The sequence below is a fragment of the Aurantiacibacter aquimixticola genome, assembly GCF_003605475.1.
GTDB classification, from domain to species: Bacteria; Pseudomonadota; Alphaproteobacteria; order Sphingomonadales; family Sphingomonadaceae; genus Alteraurantiacibacter; species Alteraurantiacibacter aquimixticola_B.
On record NZ_RAHX01000001.1, the window covers coordinates 1,242,817 to 1,258,182 of the forward strand.

Consider the following 15,366-nt stretch of genomic DNA (forward strand, 5'->3'; position numbering starts at 1 on the left):
TGGATGCTGCGTATAAGCGCCCTAGCACAACAGGGGACAGGATTTGGAAAGGGCGGGCGCTTGAGCCAGGCTGACGATCCGACGGATGCACCCGCCGACGGTGCGTTGACGCAGGGGCCTTATGCGCTTTCGGGTGCAGTGGACAAGCCTGATCCGCGCAGCGTGCCGCTCCGCGGCGATCTTGCGCATATCGCACTCGCCGGAAAATATTTCGTGCCGCATTACGCCGTGCCCCAGCCGCGCACCGTTATGCCCGGGGGCGCACCCCTCCTCGCTGCGGACGAAGATGGCGGCGAGGAACTGTGCTCGCTGATGGAAGGGGACAGTTTCGAAGTGCTCGATATTGCCGGTGCCTGGGCATGGGGATGTCTCTCCGTCGATGGCCCCGTGGGATATGTTCAGCTGGACCGGCTGGAGCCTCTGTCCTGATGGCGCAAACGGTCTTCATCGACGGCGCCGAGGGCACGACCGGTCTCGAAATCGTCGATCGGCTCGAAGGGCGCGAGGAGTTCGAGCTGATCCGGCTGAGCGATGCCGAGCGCAAGGACGCCGAATGCCGTCGCTCCGCGCTGAACTACGCTGACTTCGCCATTCTGTGCCTGCCCGACGATGCCGCGCGCGAAGCGATGGAATTGCTCGATGAAGACGGCACGACGCGGGTCATCGACGCGTCCAGCGCCCATCGCACGGCGTCGGGCTGGATTTACGGCTTTCCGGAGCTTGTAGGCACCCAGGTGATCGAGGGTGCGAAGCGGGTCGCCAATCCCGGTTGCTACCCAACCGGCTTTCTCGCTTTGGTCGCGCCGCTCGTTCGCGCCAAGCTTTTGCCGCGCGACTGGCCCTTTTCCATCAACGCGGTGTCGGGCTATTCCGGTGGCGGCAAGTCGCTGATCAGTCGGTTCGACGAGGAAGGCAATATTGCCTTCCGCTCCTACGGCACCACGCTCGGACACAAGCACCTGGAAGAAATGAAGGCCAAGGCAGGTCTCAAATACGCGCCGGTGTTCGCGCCCTCGGTGGTGCCCGCCTATCGCGGGATGCTGGTCGATATCCCCCTGCCCATCGCCGCCATGCGCAGTGCTTCGAGTCCGGAAAAGCTGCGGGCCGAACTGCTCGACTTTTACGCCGATGCGCCCGTCGTCACCGTGCATGAGGACGCGCCGGACGAGTTGCTTTTGCGGACCGATGCGCCCGCTTCGGACAGGCTGGACCTGTATGTGTTTGGCAGCGAAGACGAAGGCAGCGCGCGGCTGATCGCGGTGTTCGACAATCTCGGTAAGGGCGCGGCGGGCGCGGCGGTGCAGTCGCTCAACCTCATGTCGGGCAGCGATCCGCTTGCCGGATTGCAGCTGTAGCGCGCCACAACTGCCTGTCTTTTGGGCAGGCCTGCCGGGCAATGCATCAGCAGCAAGTCGAGAGCAGCACGCCGACGCACGAATCTTTCGCCATACGCGCCGGAACCGGCGATAATCTTGCCGGAATACCCTTTCGCCAGCAGCAGCGATTGTCTAACCCTGCGAGCCACGCTCTGGCACGATTCTTGTAATCCTGCTTGCACGAAACAGGCCGCCCGCATGCCGGTCGGCCCGCACACTGGGACGGGGGCTATGGCAAGGCCGTGAAAAAGATCGAAGCGATCATCAAACCCTTCAAGCTGGACGAGGTGAAGGACGCCCTGCACGAAGTGGGCGTATCCGGCATCACCGTTACGGAAGCCAAGGGCTTTGGCCGACAAAAGGGCCATACCGAACTCTATCGCGGCGCCGAATATGTCGTCGATTTTCTGCCGAAGGTGAAGCTGGAAGTGATCGTGCCCGATGGCCTGGCGGACCAGGTCGTCGAAGCGATCGCGGGCGCGGCCAAGACCGGGCGCATCGGCGATGGAAAGATCTTCGTCTCCGACATCGCGACCGCCATCCGCATCCGCACCGGAGAGCAGGACGACGCGGCGCTGTAATCTACTCCCCCTCCCGCCTGCGGGAGGGGGCCGGGGGGTGGGCCACCGCTCCTCACAAACCCACCCCCAGGCCCTCCCGCAGGCGGGAGGGGAGATAACTCAGAAGGACAGACCAATGGCCAGTGCATCGGATATCGTGAAGCGGATCAAGGACGAGGAGATCGAGTGGGTCGATCTGCGTTTCACCGATCCCAAGGGCAAGTGGCAGCACCTTTCCATGGTTGCCAGCGCGCTGGATGAGGATCAGCTCGAAGAAGGCCTGATGTTCGATGGCTCCTCCATCGCCGGGTGGAAGGAAATCAACGAATCCGACATGATCTTGCGGCCCGATCTCGATGCGACCTATATCGATCCGTTCAGCGCGACGCCGATGATGGTCATCTGCTGCGACATCGTGGAGCCGTCCACGGGTGAAGGCTACAACCGCGATCCGCGTTCCACCGCAAAGCGGGCCGAAGCGTATCTCAAGACCACCGGCATCGGCGACACGATCTATGTCGGGCCGGAAGCCGAATTCTTCATGTTCGACGATGTCCGCTTCGAAGACGGCTATGCCGGCAGCGGCTTCCAGATCGACGATGTCGAGCTGCCCACCAATTCCGGCGCGGAGATCGAAGGCGGCAATATGGCGCACCGGCCGCGCGCCAAGGGCGGCTATTTCCCCGTCGCCCCGGTCGACAGCGCCGGCGATATTCGCGCCGAAATGGTCGCCACCATGCTGGAAATGGGCCTGCCCTGCGACAAGCATCACCACGAAGTGGCCGCCGCGCAGCATGAGCTCGGCCTGACCTTCGGCACTCTTGTGGAAACGGCGGACCGCATGCAGGTCTACAAATATGTCGTCCACCAGGTGGCCCATGCCTACGGCAAGACGGCAACCTTCATGCCCAAGCCGATCAAGGACGATAACGGCTCCGGCATGCACACCCACATGTCGATCTGGAACGACGGCAAGCCGACCTTCGCGGGCAATGGCTATGCCGGCCTGTCGGAAAACTGCCTGTTCTACATCGGCGGCGTTATCAAGCATGCCAAGGCGCTCAATGCCTTCACCAACCCGACCACCAACAGCTACAAGCGGCTGGTGCCGGGCTTCGAAGCGCCGGTCCTGCTGGCCTACAGCGCGCGCAACCGTTCCGCCTCCTGCCGCATCCCCTACGGCACGGGCGAGAAGGCGAAGCGCGTGGAATTCCGCTTCCCCGATGCGATGGCCAATCCCTATCTCGCCTATGCGGCGCTGATGATGGCGGGCCTCGACGGCATCCAGAACAAGATCCATCCGGGCGAGGCGATGGACAAGAACCTCTACGACCTGCCGCCTGCCGAACTGGCCGACGTGCCGACCGTGTGCGGGAGCTTGCGCGAAGCCCTGCTGGCCCTGCGCGACGATCACGAATTCCTGCTGTCGGGCGACGTCTTCACCAAGGACCAGATCGACGCCTATTGCGATCTCAAATGGGAAGAAGTCCTGCGCTTCGAAACCACGCCGAGCGCGGTGGAATTCGACATGTATTACAGCGCCTGATTTTCAGCACTGCTTCGAAAAGGGCCGCCCCGGGAAACCGGGCGGCCCTTTTTCGTGCAGCAAACCGAGCGCTCCTTCAGCGCATGTTGAGCATCCCGCGCCGGCCAACCACGATGAATGTGGCGAGCAGGAAGAGCGACCAAAACATCGTCAGCCAGTCTAGCGGCTGAGCTGCTGGCAGATAGGCGAGATGGGCGAGCAGCGCCCAGGTCCCGCCCACCAGCAGCATCAGATAGTAGGACAGAGAAGCTGTCTCCCGCCCGACGGCGCGCATAAGCTCGTCCTGCTGTTTCCACGATTTGACGCTCGTGAAGATTGCCACCACGGCAAGCACGCCGTAAACGAGCAGAGCAAGCCCCGGAGTGACCGGTCCACCGGCTTCTGCGAGAGCGACCAGAATAAGAGCAAGGCCCGCCGCGAACATTCCCACGGATGAATAGAGCAGCATGGCCCGCTGCTCACGCAGTTCATCCGCATCTTCTACATTAAGGACTTTCGCACCGGCATTGGGAGCAAGGGATCCCAGGCCGACGAACAAGCCGGTGATCAGATAGATCATCCCGACCAGCGAAGCGATCTCCACCGAGGCACCCACAGATGCAAATTTGCCGGAATCGAGCGCCTCTTTTACAAGCATCGCTCCGAAAAAGCCGGTGATACCGCCCATCGTAATGGCGAAGAGCGTCTTCTTCAGCTTGCGATTCTTGTCGCTCCCTTGCAGCTCCGGCTCAGTCATTTTCAGGCTCCCAATCGTCGATAAACAGATCCGGCACCTCCACGGCGAACAGCTTCGCCATCCGCAGCGCCAGTGGCAGAGAGGGATCGTATTTGTCGGTTTCGACCGCGTTGATGGTCTGCCGCGATACGCCGAGCCGCCGGGCGAGTTCGCCTTGGCTCCAGCCATGTTCCTCGCGAAATTCCTTCAAGCGGTTCTGCACCGAATCACTCCCCTGCCTGTAAAGAGCTCTTTACTGACAAGAGGTCTTTACAGTCAAGAGCTCTTTACACCTGTGTCCGTCACGGCTCGCCGGTATCGCCCCCTTCTGGCTCGGGATCTTCCAAGCCCTCGGGATCGAGGGCGTCGAGGCGGCTTTCCCGCTCCGCACCCTCGTCGGGGTCGAGCGAGGCTTCAGCCTTGGAGGCTTCAGGAGCGTCGGGCGCATCGACAGCCATGGCGCGGCGATGTGCATCGACCGCCATGTTGCAGAACGTGCGGAAGGGATTGTCCGTCCCTCGCGCGAAGCCGCGGAAATCGGCCCACTCCACGCCCTCGAAGATACAGATGCGCGCGTTTGAACGGCTGGGATCGGCGAGGTAGATGCGTGTGCCATCGGCCAGCTCGGCAATGGCGGACTGCCATTCCGCAATCGGCAGGGCCATGGACCACTCGACCGCCAGATCCCGACCGCTCTCGGCGAGGTAGTGATTGAGCGCGGCATCGGGATCGAACCGTCCTTCACCGTCCAAGGCGACGACAGCGGCCCGACCACCTTCCGCGTCCTCGTACTCGCGGAACACCGAATAGCCCTCGCGCGCGGCCTCGACATCGCCACTGGTATCCTGCGGCTCGCAGGACGGGCCGGGCCACAGGCGGGTGAAACGCGCGGCAAGGGCGAAGCGGCGGTCGCCGGGCAGGGCGTCGGGCGACAGGGCAAAGCGACAGACCCCGAAAGCAGGCTCGTTTTCGTCCGCGATATCGGTCCAGATCGCTGCACCGGGCCGGAGCAGCGGCGCGACGTAGAACACCCCGCCCGCATCGTTCATCGCACCGGATAGCAGCATGGTGCCATCGGCGCCGACGCGCGTCGAATAGGCGACCGCCTCGCCTCCGCCATCCAGCGCCTCGCTCGCCGTCGCCTCGAAAAACGCACGCATTTGCTGCGCGCGCCCTTCCTGCGGCGCATCTTCATCCGGCGCGGGTGGGAGCACCACTTCGGTCATGCCGTAATCGTCCTGCGCAGCGGCAGGCGATGCGGCCAGCAGAGGGGCGGAAAGAACGGTGAGGAGGGCGACCATTTTCATGCCACCGATCTATCGGCGCGGCGCCCCTGCGACAAGCGTTCAGGCCCAGCTGTCCTACACCCGGTATTGATCATAGCGGGGGTGTCCGAATCGCAACCGAAAAGGTGATCTATGGACCGCAAACCGCTCTTCGACCTCATCCGCACGCTGATCCAGCGCCCCTTCCGTCAGAGCGAGGTCGATGCCCTCGACGATATGCTGGACGGGGACGCGCAGATTTCGTCTCAGGACACTGTCACACCTGTCACACCCCCTGCCGAAACCGTGCCGGGCGCACGCCGGATCGGGCCCGCTGGAATCGCCCTCATCAAGCGGTTCGAGGGGCTGGCGCGCAAGCGGGCGGACGGCACCATCGCGGCATATCCCGACCCCGGCACCGGCGGCGAGCCGTGGACCATTGGCTGGGGCGCGACAGGGCGCGACCACGTGACCGGCGGGCGCATCGGCCCGGACACGGTGTGGACGCAGGAAGAGGCGGATGCGCGCTTTCTAGCCGACGTCAAGCGCTACGCGGCGGAAGTGGACGCCGCCATCGGCGACACGCCCACAACGCAGGCGCAATTCGATGCGATGGTCAGCTTCCACTACAATACGGGCGCGATCGGCAAGGCGACGCTGACGCGCAAGCACCGCGCCGGGGACCATGCCGGTGCAGCGCGCGAGTTCGACCGCTGGACCTATGCCGGGGGACGCAAGCTGAAGGGCCTTGCCCGCCGCCGCGCTGCCGAAGCGAAGCTCTATCGCAGCGGTTGAACGCGCTCCGCGCGGCCGCGGAGGTTAACAAAAGGCAGGAACCAGCCGATGCTCCGCCCCGTTTCACGGCAAAGGAGTTCGCACGTAATGAAGCTGATGATGAGCGCCATGTACGCTCTCGCCCTCGCCGCCACGCCCGCCCTCGCGCAGGGCCAGGGGAACGGCAACGGTAACGGTAACGGTAACGGCAATCGCGGCGGCCAGCAGGCGGAGCGCGGCAATCCCGGCAATGGCAACGCCGATCGCGGCAATCGTGGCGGCGGCCAGCGCGAGGCGCGCGGCAATCGCGGGAATGGCCAGTCGGCGCGTGGCAATGGCGGCAACCGTGGCAACGGCGATGCCGAGCACGGCAATCGCGGAAACGGGAACGCGCAGGGCAATGCCAATCGCGGCGGCGGACGCGACATCGTCGGCAACCGCGGAAACGGAAATGCGAACGGCAATCGCGGCAATGGCAATCGCGGCAATGGCAATGCCTATCGCGGGAACGACCGCGATCGTGGCGGCGTGGATTTTCGCATCGATACCCGCCGCGATGACGGCCTGATCGAGCGCGTGCTGTATCGCGATGCGGGCATCGCCGATGGCTGCCCTCCCGGCCTTGCGAAGAAGCGCAATGGCTGCCTGCCGCCCGGCCAGGCGAAGAAGCTGGACGACCGCTACAGCCGCTACTCACGCTACTCACCGGACTGGTGGGGTCTGCCTTACGATCGCGGAAACTACTTCTACGATGACGGCTTCCTGCTGCGCTACAGTGGCGACCGCGTGTCGGGCTTCATCCCGCTGCTTGGCGGAGCGCTGTCCGTCGGCAATCAATGGCCGGGCGATTACGGCTATCGCCAGGTGCCGGACTATTATTCGAGCTATTACGGCCTCGGCGACGATTATCGCTATGCCGACAATGTGGTCTACCGCCTCGACCCCGAAACCACGGCGATCACCTCCATTGCGGCCCTGCTGACGGGTGACGAGTTCGTCGTCGGCCAGCCCGCTCCGCGCGGATACGACGTGTATAACGTGCCCTACGCCTATCGTGACCGTTATCGCGACGGGCCGGACAGCCGCTATCGCTACAATGACGGCTATGTCTATCGGATCGATCCCGAAACCCAGCTCGTCGCCGCGGCGATCGAACTGTTGCTGTGAGGGGGCCGAATATGACGTTTTACATCACGAAACGCGCATTCCTCGCGTTCGGCACGGCATTGGCGCTGGCGTTATCGGGTTGCACCGAGCAGGGCGATGACGCCGCATCTGGCGAACAGGCGGAGCCGGGCACGCAGAGCATCTCCGCGCTGATTGCGGGGCAGGACGACCTCGCCATCATCGGATCGCTCCTGTCGGACAGCGGCCTTGGCGACACTTTCGACGGCCTTGCCGCCTACACCGTCTTCGCTCCCACCGATGCGGCGCTCGGCAATCTGCCGGACGATTTCACCGGCGAGGCAGCGCGTCCCGCGCTCGTCGCCATGCTGCGCGAACATGTCATGCCTGGTTACGTGACCGTGGACGACATCACTCGCGCCGTCGAGGAAGGTGGCGGCTCGGTCGAAATGCGCACGATGGGCGAAGGCACCCTCACATTCCGCGCGAAAGGCGACAATCTCGTCGTTTCGGGCGGCAGTGGTGAAAGCGCGGCGATAGTGCAATCGGAAATGCTCGGCGGCAATGGCGTGGTCATTCCGGTCGACGCAGTGCTCAAGGATTTCGACCCCGAAGCTTGACAGCCCTGCTCGGCTAGTAGTCCCGCCGATACTCCGCTGCCGCGCTATGGCGGCCCACCGTGCTGACCGTGGCGAGCAGATTGAGCCAGCTCGACACGCGGAATTCGGCATTGGTGGCGGAATAGCCTGCTCCGTCGGTGATGATCTCGACATAGAAGCGGCGGCCGAAATTCTTGCCCAGTGCAATGGCGGTGCCGCGATCCAGCGCGGCATCTGCCGGCACCAGTCGCAGGCGATCGAGGCCGATGGCGTCGCGCAGCTGGTTGATCGGGCCGGTGCCCGATCCGCCGCGCAGGCTCGCCACGGCGGCGCCCAATTGCAGGGCATCGGTCGCGGAAAGACTGGTGATGGAACCGCCGAATAGCAGCCGCGCCAGCAGCTCTTCCTCGGGCAAAGCCGGGGTCGAGGAGAAGGTAATCTCGGGCTGGCTCGCATTACCGCGCACGTTCACATCGACGGAGAGGCCATCCACTTCGGTTTCTGCCAGAAGGTCTATGCGCGGATCGAGTGGGACGTTGCGATCGAAGAAGATCTCGCCGCGCGTGATCTCGAAGCGCGTACCGGCAAAGCTGTAGAAGCCCTGACGCGGCACGATCTCGACATTGCCGTCCAGACGCGGATCGTCGGTCGTTCCGCGAATCTGCAGATTGTCGGTCCGCCACTCGCTGTCCAAGCCAAGTCCATCGACCTCGATGGCGCCCGGCGCGCTGACATCGATCAGATAGCGCCATGGTGCGGTCACCGTGCGGGTCGGCGCGACGTCGGCGGGCAGATTGATTTCGCGCGTTTCGATCTGTGGCAATTCGCGGATGGCCTCGGCCGTCGCGCCCAACTGCCAGCGCGCGCCTCTTGCTCGCAGACGTCCCGCGATCGTGCCACCCACGCCATTGGAAACGATGCGCATCGGCCCGGTAATCGTCGCGCCCATATTCGCGAGGTCGAGCAATTCGGCATTCCGCGCGGCGAGGCGGATATCCATCTGCGGACCGCGCTCTGCGGTGATGTTCGACAGGTCGACGAAGCCGCTGCCGCTCACCCGGCCGCCATTGGGCGCATCGCCTGCAAAGCTGGTCAGATTGAAGCGCGATCCGTCGAACCGACCGCGCACACGCGCGCCGGTAACATCGGTGCCGATCAGCGCGCTGCGAACCCGCAGGCTGTCACCCGACACCGAGCCCTGCACCCGCGGATCGCCGAGCGTGCCGCGCACATCGGCGGCGACCATTACCGGCCCCGTCACATCGATCAGGTCGATAGCCGCCAGTCGCCAGAGCGCCGCGCTCGAGCCGTTATAGCGAAGCTGGGCGAACAGGTCGCCGCGATACAGCCGGTCGGTCAGACTGCCAGCGGTCGGCAAGTCGGCGATGCGCGCCTGAAGGCGGCCGTCCAGACCGTTGCCGTCATCCATCACCGCGCGCGCCTGAAGCAGGCTTTCGGAGAGATTGGCGACCAGCGCGATGTCGATCGGGCGGGAGGAGAGAAGCGCGCTCGATCTGGTAAGATCGTCGATGACCAGCCGAGCCTCGCCGATCGGCAGGCCGTTCGCACCGCCGGCAAACTCGACCACGCCCGACACGGTGCCGCCCACGCCGAGCTCACCGACAACGACATCGGCCAGCCCCATCGGCATCTCGTTCAGCGCAAGGCGGCCCTCGGCCGGGCCAGCACCGCCGAACGTGCCGCTGGCGATCACGAAACCGTCGCCGAAGGAGAGCTGCGTGCGCTGCAATTCCCAGCCGCCATCGTCCTGCGCGACCAGCACGGCGCGGCGCGGCATGGAAATGTCGCGGCCCGCATAGGAACCATCCACGGCCACTGCGACGCGCTCCGGCGTGGCCCGGCCATTCACCAGCAGCTCGAAGCGGCTGCCCCGGCGGCCCCTGAGTGCTGCGTCGAAAGTGCCGACGCCGTCGACCACCTCTGCCCGCGCGGCCAGGCGACCGATGAAGATATTGCCGTAGGAAAGCCCTTGCAGATTGGCACTGCCCGTCACCGTCGTGTCCGCGCCAGCGATCACGCCGCTCGCGTCGATCGTGCCGCGATTGATGGCGAGGCCGCCCGCTCCGCCGAAGCGGGCATCGCGTGCGGTCAGATCGACATCGAAGCCCTGTCCGCCGTCGCGCACTGCAAGATCGACCGTGCCCTCCACACCGCCGCGCGACAGGTCGAGCGCGCCCGCGACGCCGCCCTCCACGAGATTCAGCGTGCCCGCCACCCGCGTCTCCGCGACATCGAGCCGATCGATAACGATGCTCGTGTCGCCATTCTCGTCTATCTCGAGATTGAGCAGGCCGTCGAAGGGCCCGAGCGTCGAGCCACCGCTGGTCACGATCTCGAAGCCGTCATCGGTTGGCGAAAGAGTCACGCGCACATCGCTGAGGCCTGCGGCGGGGAACGGATCGGCGAAGACGAGCGTCGCGCGCGGACCGTCATTTGCCAGCGTCGCCTCCACTGTAAACGGCCCATATTCGGTATGACGTCCGGAGCCTGCGACGCTGGTCGTCCCGTCCTGCACCGTGCCGTCGAGATTGGCAGTCAGCATACTGGCGCGCACGTCGAAATCGTTGAACACCAGCGCTTGCCCGGATGCGATGGTGATGCCGCCATCGAAGCGGATATTGTTGCCCGCCAGATTCTCGATGGTCGAATTGGTGATACGCTCCACACGGCCCTGCAGGTCTGCCGCCAGACGCCACGGATTGCCGCCGCCGATCGTGAAGTCGATCTGCGCGCCCGCATCGATCACGCCGATGCCATCGAAAGGCAGGTCGGCGACATTCACCGGGCCTGTCACCCGGGTGAGGCCGGTTTCGAAATCGCTGTTGAGGCCGAGCCGGGCCTGCAGACCCTGGAATTGCACATCGAAATCGTCGGACAGCAGCTCGCTTCCCGCGAAAACGAGCGTGCCGTTTATCCTGCCGTCGAACAGCCGCGGATCGAACAGTTCGACGCCGCTGACGACCCGGCCCACACTTGCATCGACGGGGATGGTGAAGCGCGTGCCGTCGTAAGTCAGCGTGCCGCTCTGCACGAGATCGGTCACGATCGTGCCGCCTGCATCGACTTCCGCCACAGTCAGACGATGTGGCACCGTCAGCTCGCGGAACGGTCCGTCCAGCGTCGCTTCGATTGCGGCACCGGTCAGCGCGATATCTTCGGCAAACAATGTTGGATCGAGCAGCTGCGCAGCCACGACCACGTCCTGAAAGCGATTGTTGGCGAGGTCGATCGCGCCCGCGCCGTCGGCATTCACGCCGCGCCCGCGCAGGATGAATTCGCCTTCGAGGATACTGGCCTCGAGCGTTCCCGACGCATTGACTGTCACCACGTCGCCCAGCGCCCTTGCGGGCAGCCCTTCGAGATAGCCATTGGGGCGCGCGCGGCCGACGATGCGGTATTGGCCATCTTCGTTGTAAATGTCGAAATCGAGCAGGCGGACGCCGCCCTGCACCGCGTCCAGCTCGCCGGCCCAGCTCGTCCAGGTTCCGTCCCCGTCGAGCCGGATTGCAAGGTCTTCCTGCGCGCCGATCATAGCGGCGAGGAAGCCGCCTTCGGGCGCGCGCCAGTTGACGTCGAGATCGAAGCGGTCGCCATCGGGCTCGGCGTAGACCAATGCGTCGAACACATCGCCGCCGCCGAACGCGCCCTCCGCATCGAGATAGACCAGCCCGTCGCGAATATCGGCTTCGGCGGCGAAATCGATGACGCGCTCTTCGCCGAGCAGGCCTTCGGCGACAGTCAGATCCTCGATGGCGAAGCGATCGATGCGAATGTCGAAATCGGGCAGGATCGGCGCGTCGGGGTCACCCTCGATGAGCTCGGGCGCGGCGTAGAGTGTGCCGCCCGTCAGGACGAGGTGTCGGACGTCGAGCCCGCTGAAGAACCATTTGTATGGGCGCCAGTTGAGATCGATTGTCGGCACTTCGAGGAAGAGCGTGTCGTTCGCATCGTAGAAGCGCACGTCCTTGAGCGTGCTCGACCACAGGACCGATCCGTCGATCTCTCCCACTTCCACCGACAGGCCGGAGGCAGGCGACACGCTGGAAATCTGATCGACGATGAATTGCCGGCCCGGCGGCGTGTGCAGGAAAGCGAGGAAAAGCAGGACGATGCCGACGATCGCGGCGAGGATCCAGCCGACCGCCTTCAATGGCTTCGTGACGAAACGGCGCTTCCTTTTACGCGGCGCGTCCTCTGCCTGCGCTTCCCCGTCCATCGTCGCGTCTTCGGCCATCAGAAGGCTTGCCCCAGCCCGACATAGACGGCGATCCAGCTGTCGTTCGGCCCCGGATTAAGCGGCACGGCGAGGTCGATCCGGAGCGGGCCGAAGCCGGTATTGTAGCGCGCACCCACGCCCGCACCGAACTTGATGACGTCGAAATCGGGGAATTCGCCTGTGCCGACGGAGCCTGCATCGAAGAACGGCACGACGCTGACGGCCCCGTCGAGGAAATTGGTGCCGATGCGCGCTTCCACGCTCGCTTCGACGACGCTGCGCCCACCGATGGGGTCGCCGACATCGTTCAGCGGGCCAATCATGCGATAGCCATAGCCGCGCACCGAGCCGCCGCCGCCCGCATAGAGCCTGCGCGATGGCGCGATCTCCTCGACCTCCGCCCCCGGAATGCTCGCCAGCCGCACGCGGCCCGCCAGAACGGTGTTCTCGTTGATCGACTGGTAGTAGCTCGCATCGACCTGGCTGCGAATGTAGAAGCTCTGCACGCCGTCATTGTCGGAGATTTCGGGCGACAGGCGGCCCGACAGGCGCCAGCCCTCGGTCGGATCGAGAAGATCGTCCGAGTTGTCGAGCTGGGCGTAAAGCGGCAGCGCGGCGATGAAGTAGGTTTCGCGCGGCAATTCGACATCGTCGATATCGCGCTCGCTTTCCTGCGTCGCGACCAGTTCGAGGCCGACCGACCAGCTGAAGTCCTTCTGGAACAGCAGATTGCTGACACGCTCGAAGGTGCCGATCAGTGATGCGGTGCGCGCATCGTAGGCGTCGTAATCGATCGTGCTGGCATAGGCATCCAGCGTCAGGATCTGGTCGCGATCGCGGAAATTGTTCTTGCGGAAAGTGACGCCCGCCAGCTGCTCGCGGGTGCCCAGAATGCCGCGCACGCGCAGCAGGCCTTCTGGCGGGAACAAGTTGCGGTGCTCCCACATCCCCTCGACGCGGACACCCACTTCGGTGCCGAAGCCGATATTGGCGGCGATGGTGCGCAGGGGTGCCGGTTCGAGCTCGGCGGCGATGTTGACGAGGCCCGGCTCGTCGCCGACCGGCTCCTCCACCACTTCGGGCGTCAGCGTTACCGAGCCGACGAGGCCGGTGGCAAGGATCGCGCGGCGCAGGTCCATCTCGTCGCTGCGCTGGTAGATGTCGCCCGCATCCCAGCGCGCGATGCGCGTCAGGTGATCGCCCGGCAGGAAGCCCGGCAAATTGCTGGTGACGACATTGACGTTGTACTGACCGCCCGGCTCGACCGGCATGGTGAGGTCGCCCTCTTCGCGGTCGTGATCGACCAGCAGCTCGGGATCCTCGATGGCGGCGAAGGGGTATCCCGTCTCGCCCAGCTGCGTGTCGAGGTCGGCGCGCTCGATCTCGATCGCGTCGAGCGAGATGAAATCGCCGGGGAATATCTCGAACGAAGCGCGCAGCTCATCGGCGTTGTTGGCGGAGCCGAGATTGCCGAGATCGATCGCGCCGAAACGATAGCGCGTGCCGGGAATAACGTCGAAACGCGCGGCGGGCCGTTCCAGATCGGCCTCGACCTCCTGATCGAGCTGGCCGACGCTGCGGATCACCTGCGCATCGTAATATCCGTAGACGCGCAGCATCTGCTGCAGCAATTCCTCGTCATTGCGCGCCTGCACGGCGAGGCGGGCGAGATTGCCGTCATCCTCGAGCTCCGCAATGGTCGAGAGGCTGCGGAAGCGTTCGAGGAACTCTTCGCGCTCCGGAAAAAGCGATGTGTCGGACGGGAAGACGAGGACCAGCTCGTTCGTGATCCGCTCTTCACTGCCGGCGGGGATTGGCGGAATTTCCTCGTCGAAATTCGCAAATTCGATCGGGTCGGCGGGATCGGGATCGAGCGGGGCCAGCTGCGGCAATTCGATCTGGTCGGGCCACGGAATGTCGATCAGCGGCATTTCCGCAAAGTCCGGGTCAAGCACCAATGGCGCGTCTTCCTGCGCGGCGGCTTCGTCGGAAACGCCCTGCTCGGCCCACTCCTCGGGATTTTCGACGGCGCTGTCCGGGATCAGGTCCTCGAGAGAGGGCGCGTCCTGCATGTCCTGTGCGGTGGCAGGCGCGGCCAGCAGGGCAAGGGCCGCCGCCACTGTGCTGGCACCGAAACGCCAGCGATCAGGCGCGCTTATATTCGGCCTGAAGTCCCGGTGTGTTGTCCTTGGAGCCGCCATCGGGGGCCGGCACTCTCTCTCCGCCCCCGCAGGTTGCGTTTCGGATGAGGCCCTGCTGCTCGCTTTCGGACATCCGCCGCCAGCCATCGGGGCCGAGCCGTTCGAGCGGGCGGAAGCGGACCTTGTACTGCATCCGCGCGGAGCCTTCGACCCAGTAGCCGAGATAGACATAGGGCAGGCCCGCCCGTCCCGCGCGGCGGATGTGATCGAGAATGACGTACGTTCCAAGCCCGCTGCGATCCTCATGCTCCGGGTCGTAGAAGCTGTAAATCATCGATAACCCGTCACCCTGCCTGTCCATCAGGCAGGCAGCGACCAGACGACCCTGGCCCTCGTTATCAGAAGGCTCTCTATATTCAACGACAAAGCTCGATACGCTCGTATGCTCGACCATGTCGGCATAATCCACTTCGTCCATTGCCGCCATGCCGCCGCCGGGGTGGCGATGTTCGAGATATTTCTGCAGCAATTCGAATTGCTCGGCCGTCGCCCAGGGGCGACACTCGGCAGAGGTCAGGTCGGAATTGCGCTTGAGATTGCGTTTCTGCGAGGAGGACGGCCTGAAATTCTGCGCCGCGACGCGCACCGAAACGCAGGCCCGACAATCAACGCAGGACGGGCGATAGGCCACCGTCTGACTGCGGCGAAAACCGATCCGGCCCAGCGCATCGTTCAACTGTTCCGCATGCGTGCCCTTCAGCTCGGTGAACACCTTGCGTTCGGTCTTCCCGGCCAGATACGGGCACGGTGCCGGGCTGGTCACGAAGAAACGGGGAAAACGAACGGGGGCCGTCACGGTATCAGACTTGTCCTCTCGCCTGGCGGTTTACCACGAAACCGCGTGCTTGACGGCTTCAGCCATGCACCCGGGATTCGCTTGCGAGAACCGTCTTAACCATAATTTGTGCACGCCGCAGGGAAAATTTCCACAAGTGGCGCTGCGCGTAAGGTCAAACGCCCCGAAACGG

13 protein-coding genes are annotated in these 15,366 nt (G+C 64.4%); 7 read left to right on the plus strand and 6 right to left on the minus strand.

Annotated features, from left to right (window positions below; translation table 11 throughout):
- The first annotated feature begins 60 nt into the window (after positions 1-60).
- The 4 genes from D6201_RS06290 to glnA all read left to right on the plus strand — a co-directional run bounded on the left by D6201_RS06290 (position 61) and on the right by glnA (position 3,482).
- Positions 61-429: an SH3 domain-containing protein gene (locus tag D6201_RS06290; protein WP_242447453.1), complete on the plus strand. Its 369-nt coding sequence runs from the start codon at positions 61-63 to the stop codon at positions 427-429.
- The gene (argC, locus tag D6201_RS06295) at positions 429-1,355 is read left to right on the plus strand and encodes an N-acetyl-gamma-glutamyl-phosphate reductase (protein ID WP_120048035.1); all 927 of its coding nucleotides are present in this window, start codon (positions 429-431) and stop codon (positions 1,353-1,355) included. The genes D6201_RS06290 and argC overlap by 1 nt, the downstream gene beginning before the upstream one ends.
- Positions 1,356-1,618: 263 nt before the next feature.
- A complete protein-coding gene (locus D6201_RS06300; protein WP_120049241.1) occupies positions 1,619-1,957 on the plus strand; it encodes a P-II family nitrogen regulator in 339 nt (112 codons plus the stop codon).
- 115 nt (positions 1,958-2,072) lie between these two features.
- A complete protein-coding gene (gene glnA / locus D6201_RS06305; RefSeq protein WP_120048036.1) occupies positions 2,073-3,482 on the plus strand; it encodes a type I glutamate--ammonia ligase in 1,410 nt (469 codons plus the stop codon).
- 76 nt (positions 3,483-3,558) lie between these two features.
- Here the strand turns inward: glnA and D6201_RS06310 are convergent, their stop codons facing one another.
- The 3 genes from D6201_RS06310 to D6201_RS06320 all read right to left on the minus strand — a co-directional run bounded on the left by D6201_RS06310 (position 3,559) and on the right by D6201_RS06320 (position 5,504).
- On the minus strand, positions 3,559-4,218 hold the full coding sequence (locus D6201_RS06310) for a hypothetical protein (RefSeq protein WP_120048037.1): 660 nt from the start codon (positions 4,216-4,218) through the stop codon (positions 3,559-3,561).
- Positions 4,211-4,420, minus strand: a complete 210-nt coding sequence (locus tag D6201_RS06315) for a helix-turn-helix transcriptional regulator (RefSeq protein ID WP_120048038.1) — start codon at positions 4,418-4,420, stop codon at positions 4,211-4,213. The genes D6201_RS06310 and D6201_RS06315 overlap by 8 nt, the downstream gene beginning before the upstream one ends.
- A 79-nt stretch (positions 4,421-4,499) precedes the next feature.
- Positions 4,500-5,504 carry a hypothetical protein gene (locus D6201_RS06320; RefSeq protein ID WP_120048039.1) on the minus strand — a complete coding sequence of 335 codons (1,005 nt, stop codon included), beginning with the start codon at positions 5,502-5,504 and terminating at the stop codon, positions 4,500-4,502.
- 111 nt (positions 5,505-5,615) lie between these two features.
- Between D6201_RS06320 and D6201_RS06325 the strand changes: the two genes are divergently transcribed.
- The 3 genes from D6201_RS06325 to D6201_RS06335 all read left to right on the plus strand — a co-directional run bounded on the left by D6201_RS06325 (position 5,616) and on the right by D6201_RS06335 (position 7,981).
- The gene (locus tag D6201_RS06325; protein ID WP_120048040.1) at positions 5,616-6,257 is read left to right on the plus strand and encodes a lysozyme; all 642 of its coding nucleotides are present in this window, start codon (positions 5,616-5,618) and stop codon (positions 6,255-6,257) included.
- Positions 6,258-6,344: 87 nt separating this feature from the next.
- Complete coding sequence (locus D6201_RS06330; protein WP_120048041.1) at positions 6,345-7,403, plus strand: hypothetical protein; 1,059 nt, start codon at positions 6,345-6,347, stop codon at positions 7,401-7,403.
- A gap of 11 nt (positions 7,404-7,414) precedes the next feature.
- Entirely contained in the window at positions 7,415-7,981 is a 567-nt protein-coding gene (locus tag D6201_RS06335; protein WP_120048042.1) for a fasciclin domain-containing protein, read from the plus strand.
- Between the two features lie 13 nt (positions 7,982-7,994).
- Here D6201_RS06335 and D6201_RS06340 read toward each other — a convergent pair whose 3' ends face one another.
- The 3 genes from D6201_RS06340 to D6201_RS06350 form a co-directional block, all read right to left on the minus strand.
- Positions 7,995-12,215, minus strand: a complete 4,221-nt coding sequence (locus tag D6201_RS06340) for a translocation/assembly module TamB domain-containing protein (RefSeq protein WP_242447454.1) — start codon at positions 12,213-12,215, stop codon at positions 7,995-7,997.
- A complete protein-coding gene (locus tag D6201_RS06345) occupies positions 12,215-14,269 on the minus strand; it encodes an autotransporter assembly complex protein TamA (RefSeq protein ID WP_120049243.1) in 2,055 nt (684 codons plus the stop codon). Before D6201_RS06345 ends, D6201_RS06340 begins: the two co-directional genes overlap by 1 nt.
- Positions 14,270-14,342: 73 nt before the next feature.
- On the minus strand, positions 14,343-15,194 hold the full coding sequence (locus D6201_RS06350; RefSeq protein ID WP_120048043.1) for an arginyltransferase: 852 nt from the start codon (positions 15,192-15,194) through the stop codon (positions 14,343-14,345).
- Positions 15,195-15,366: the final 172 nt, after the last annotated feature.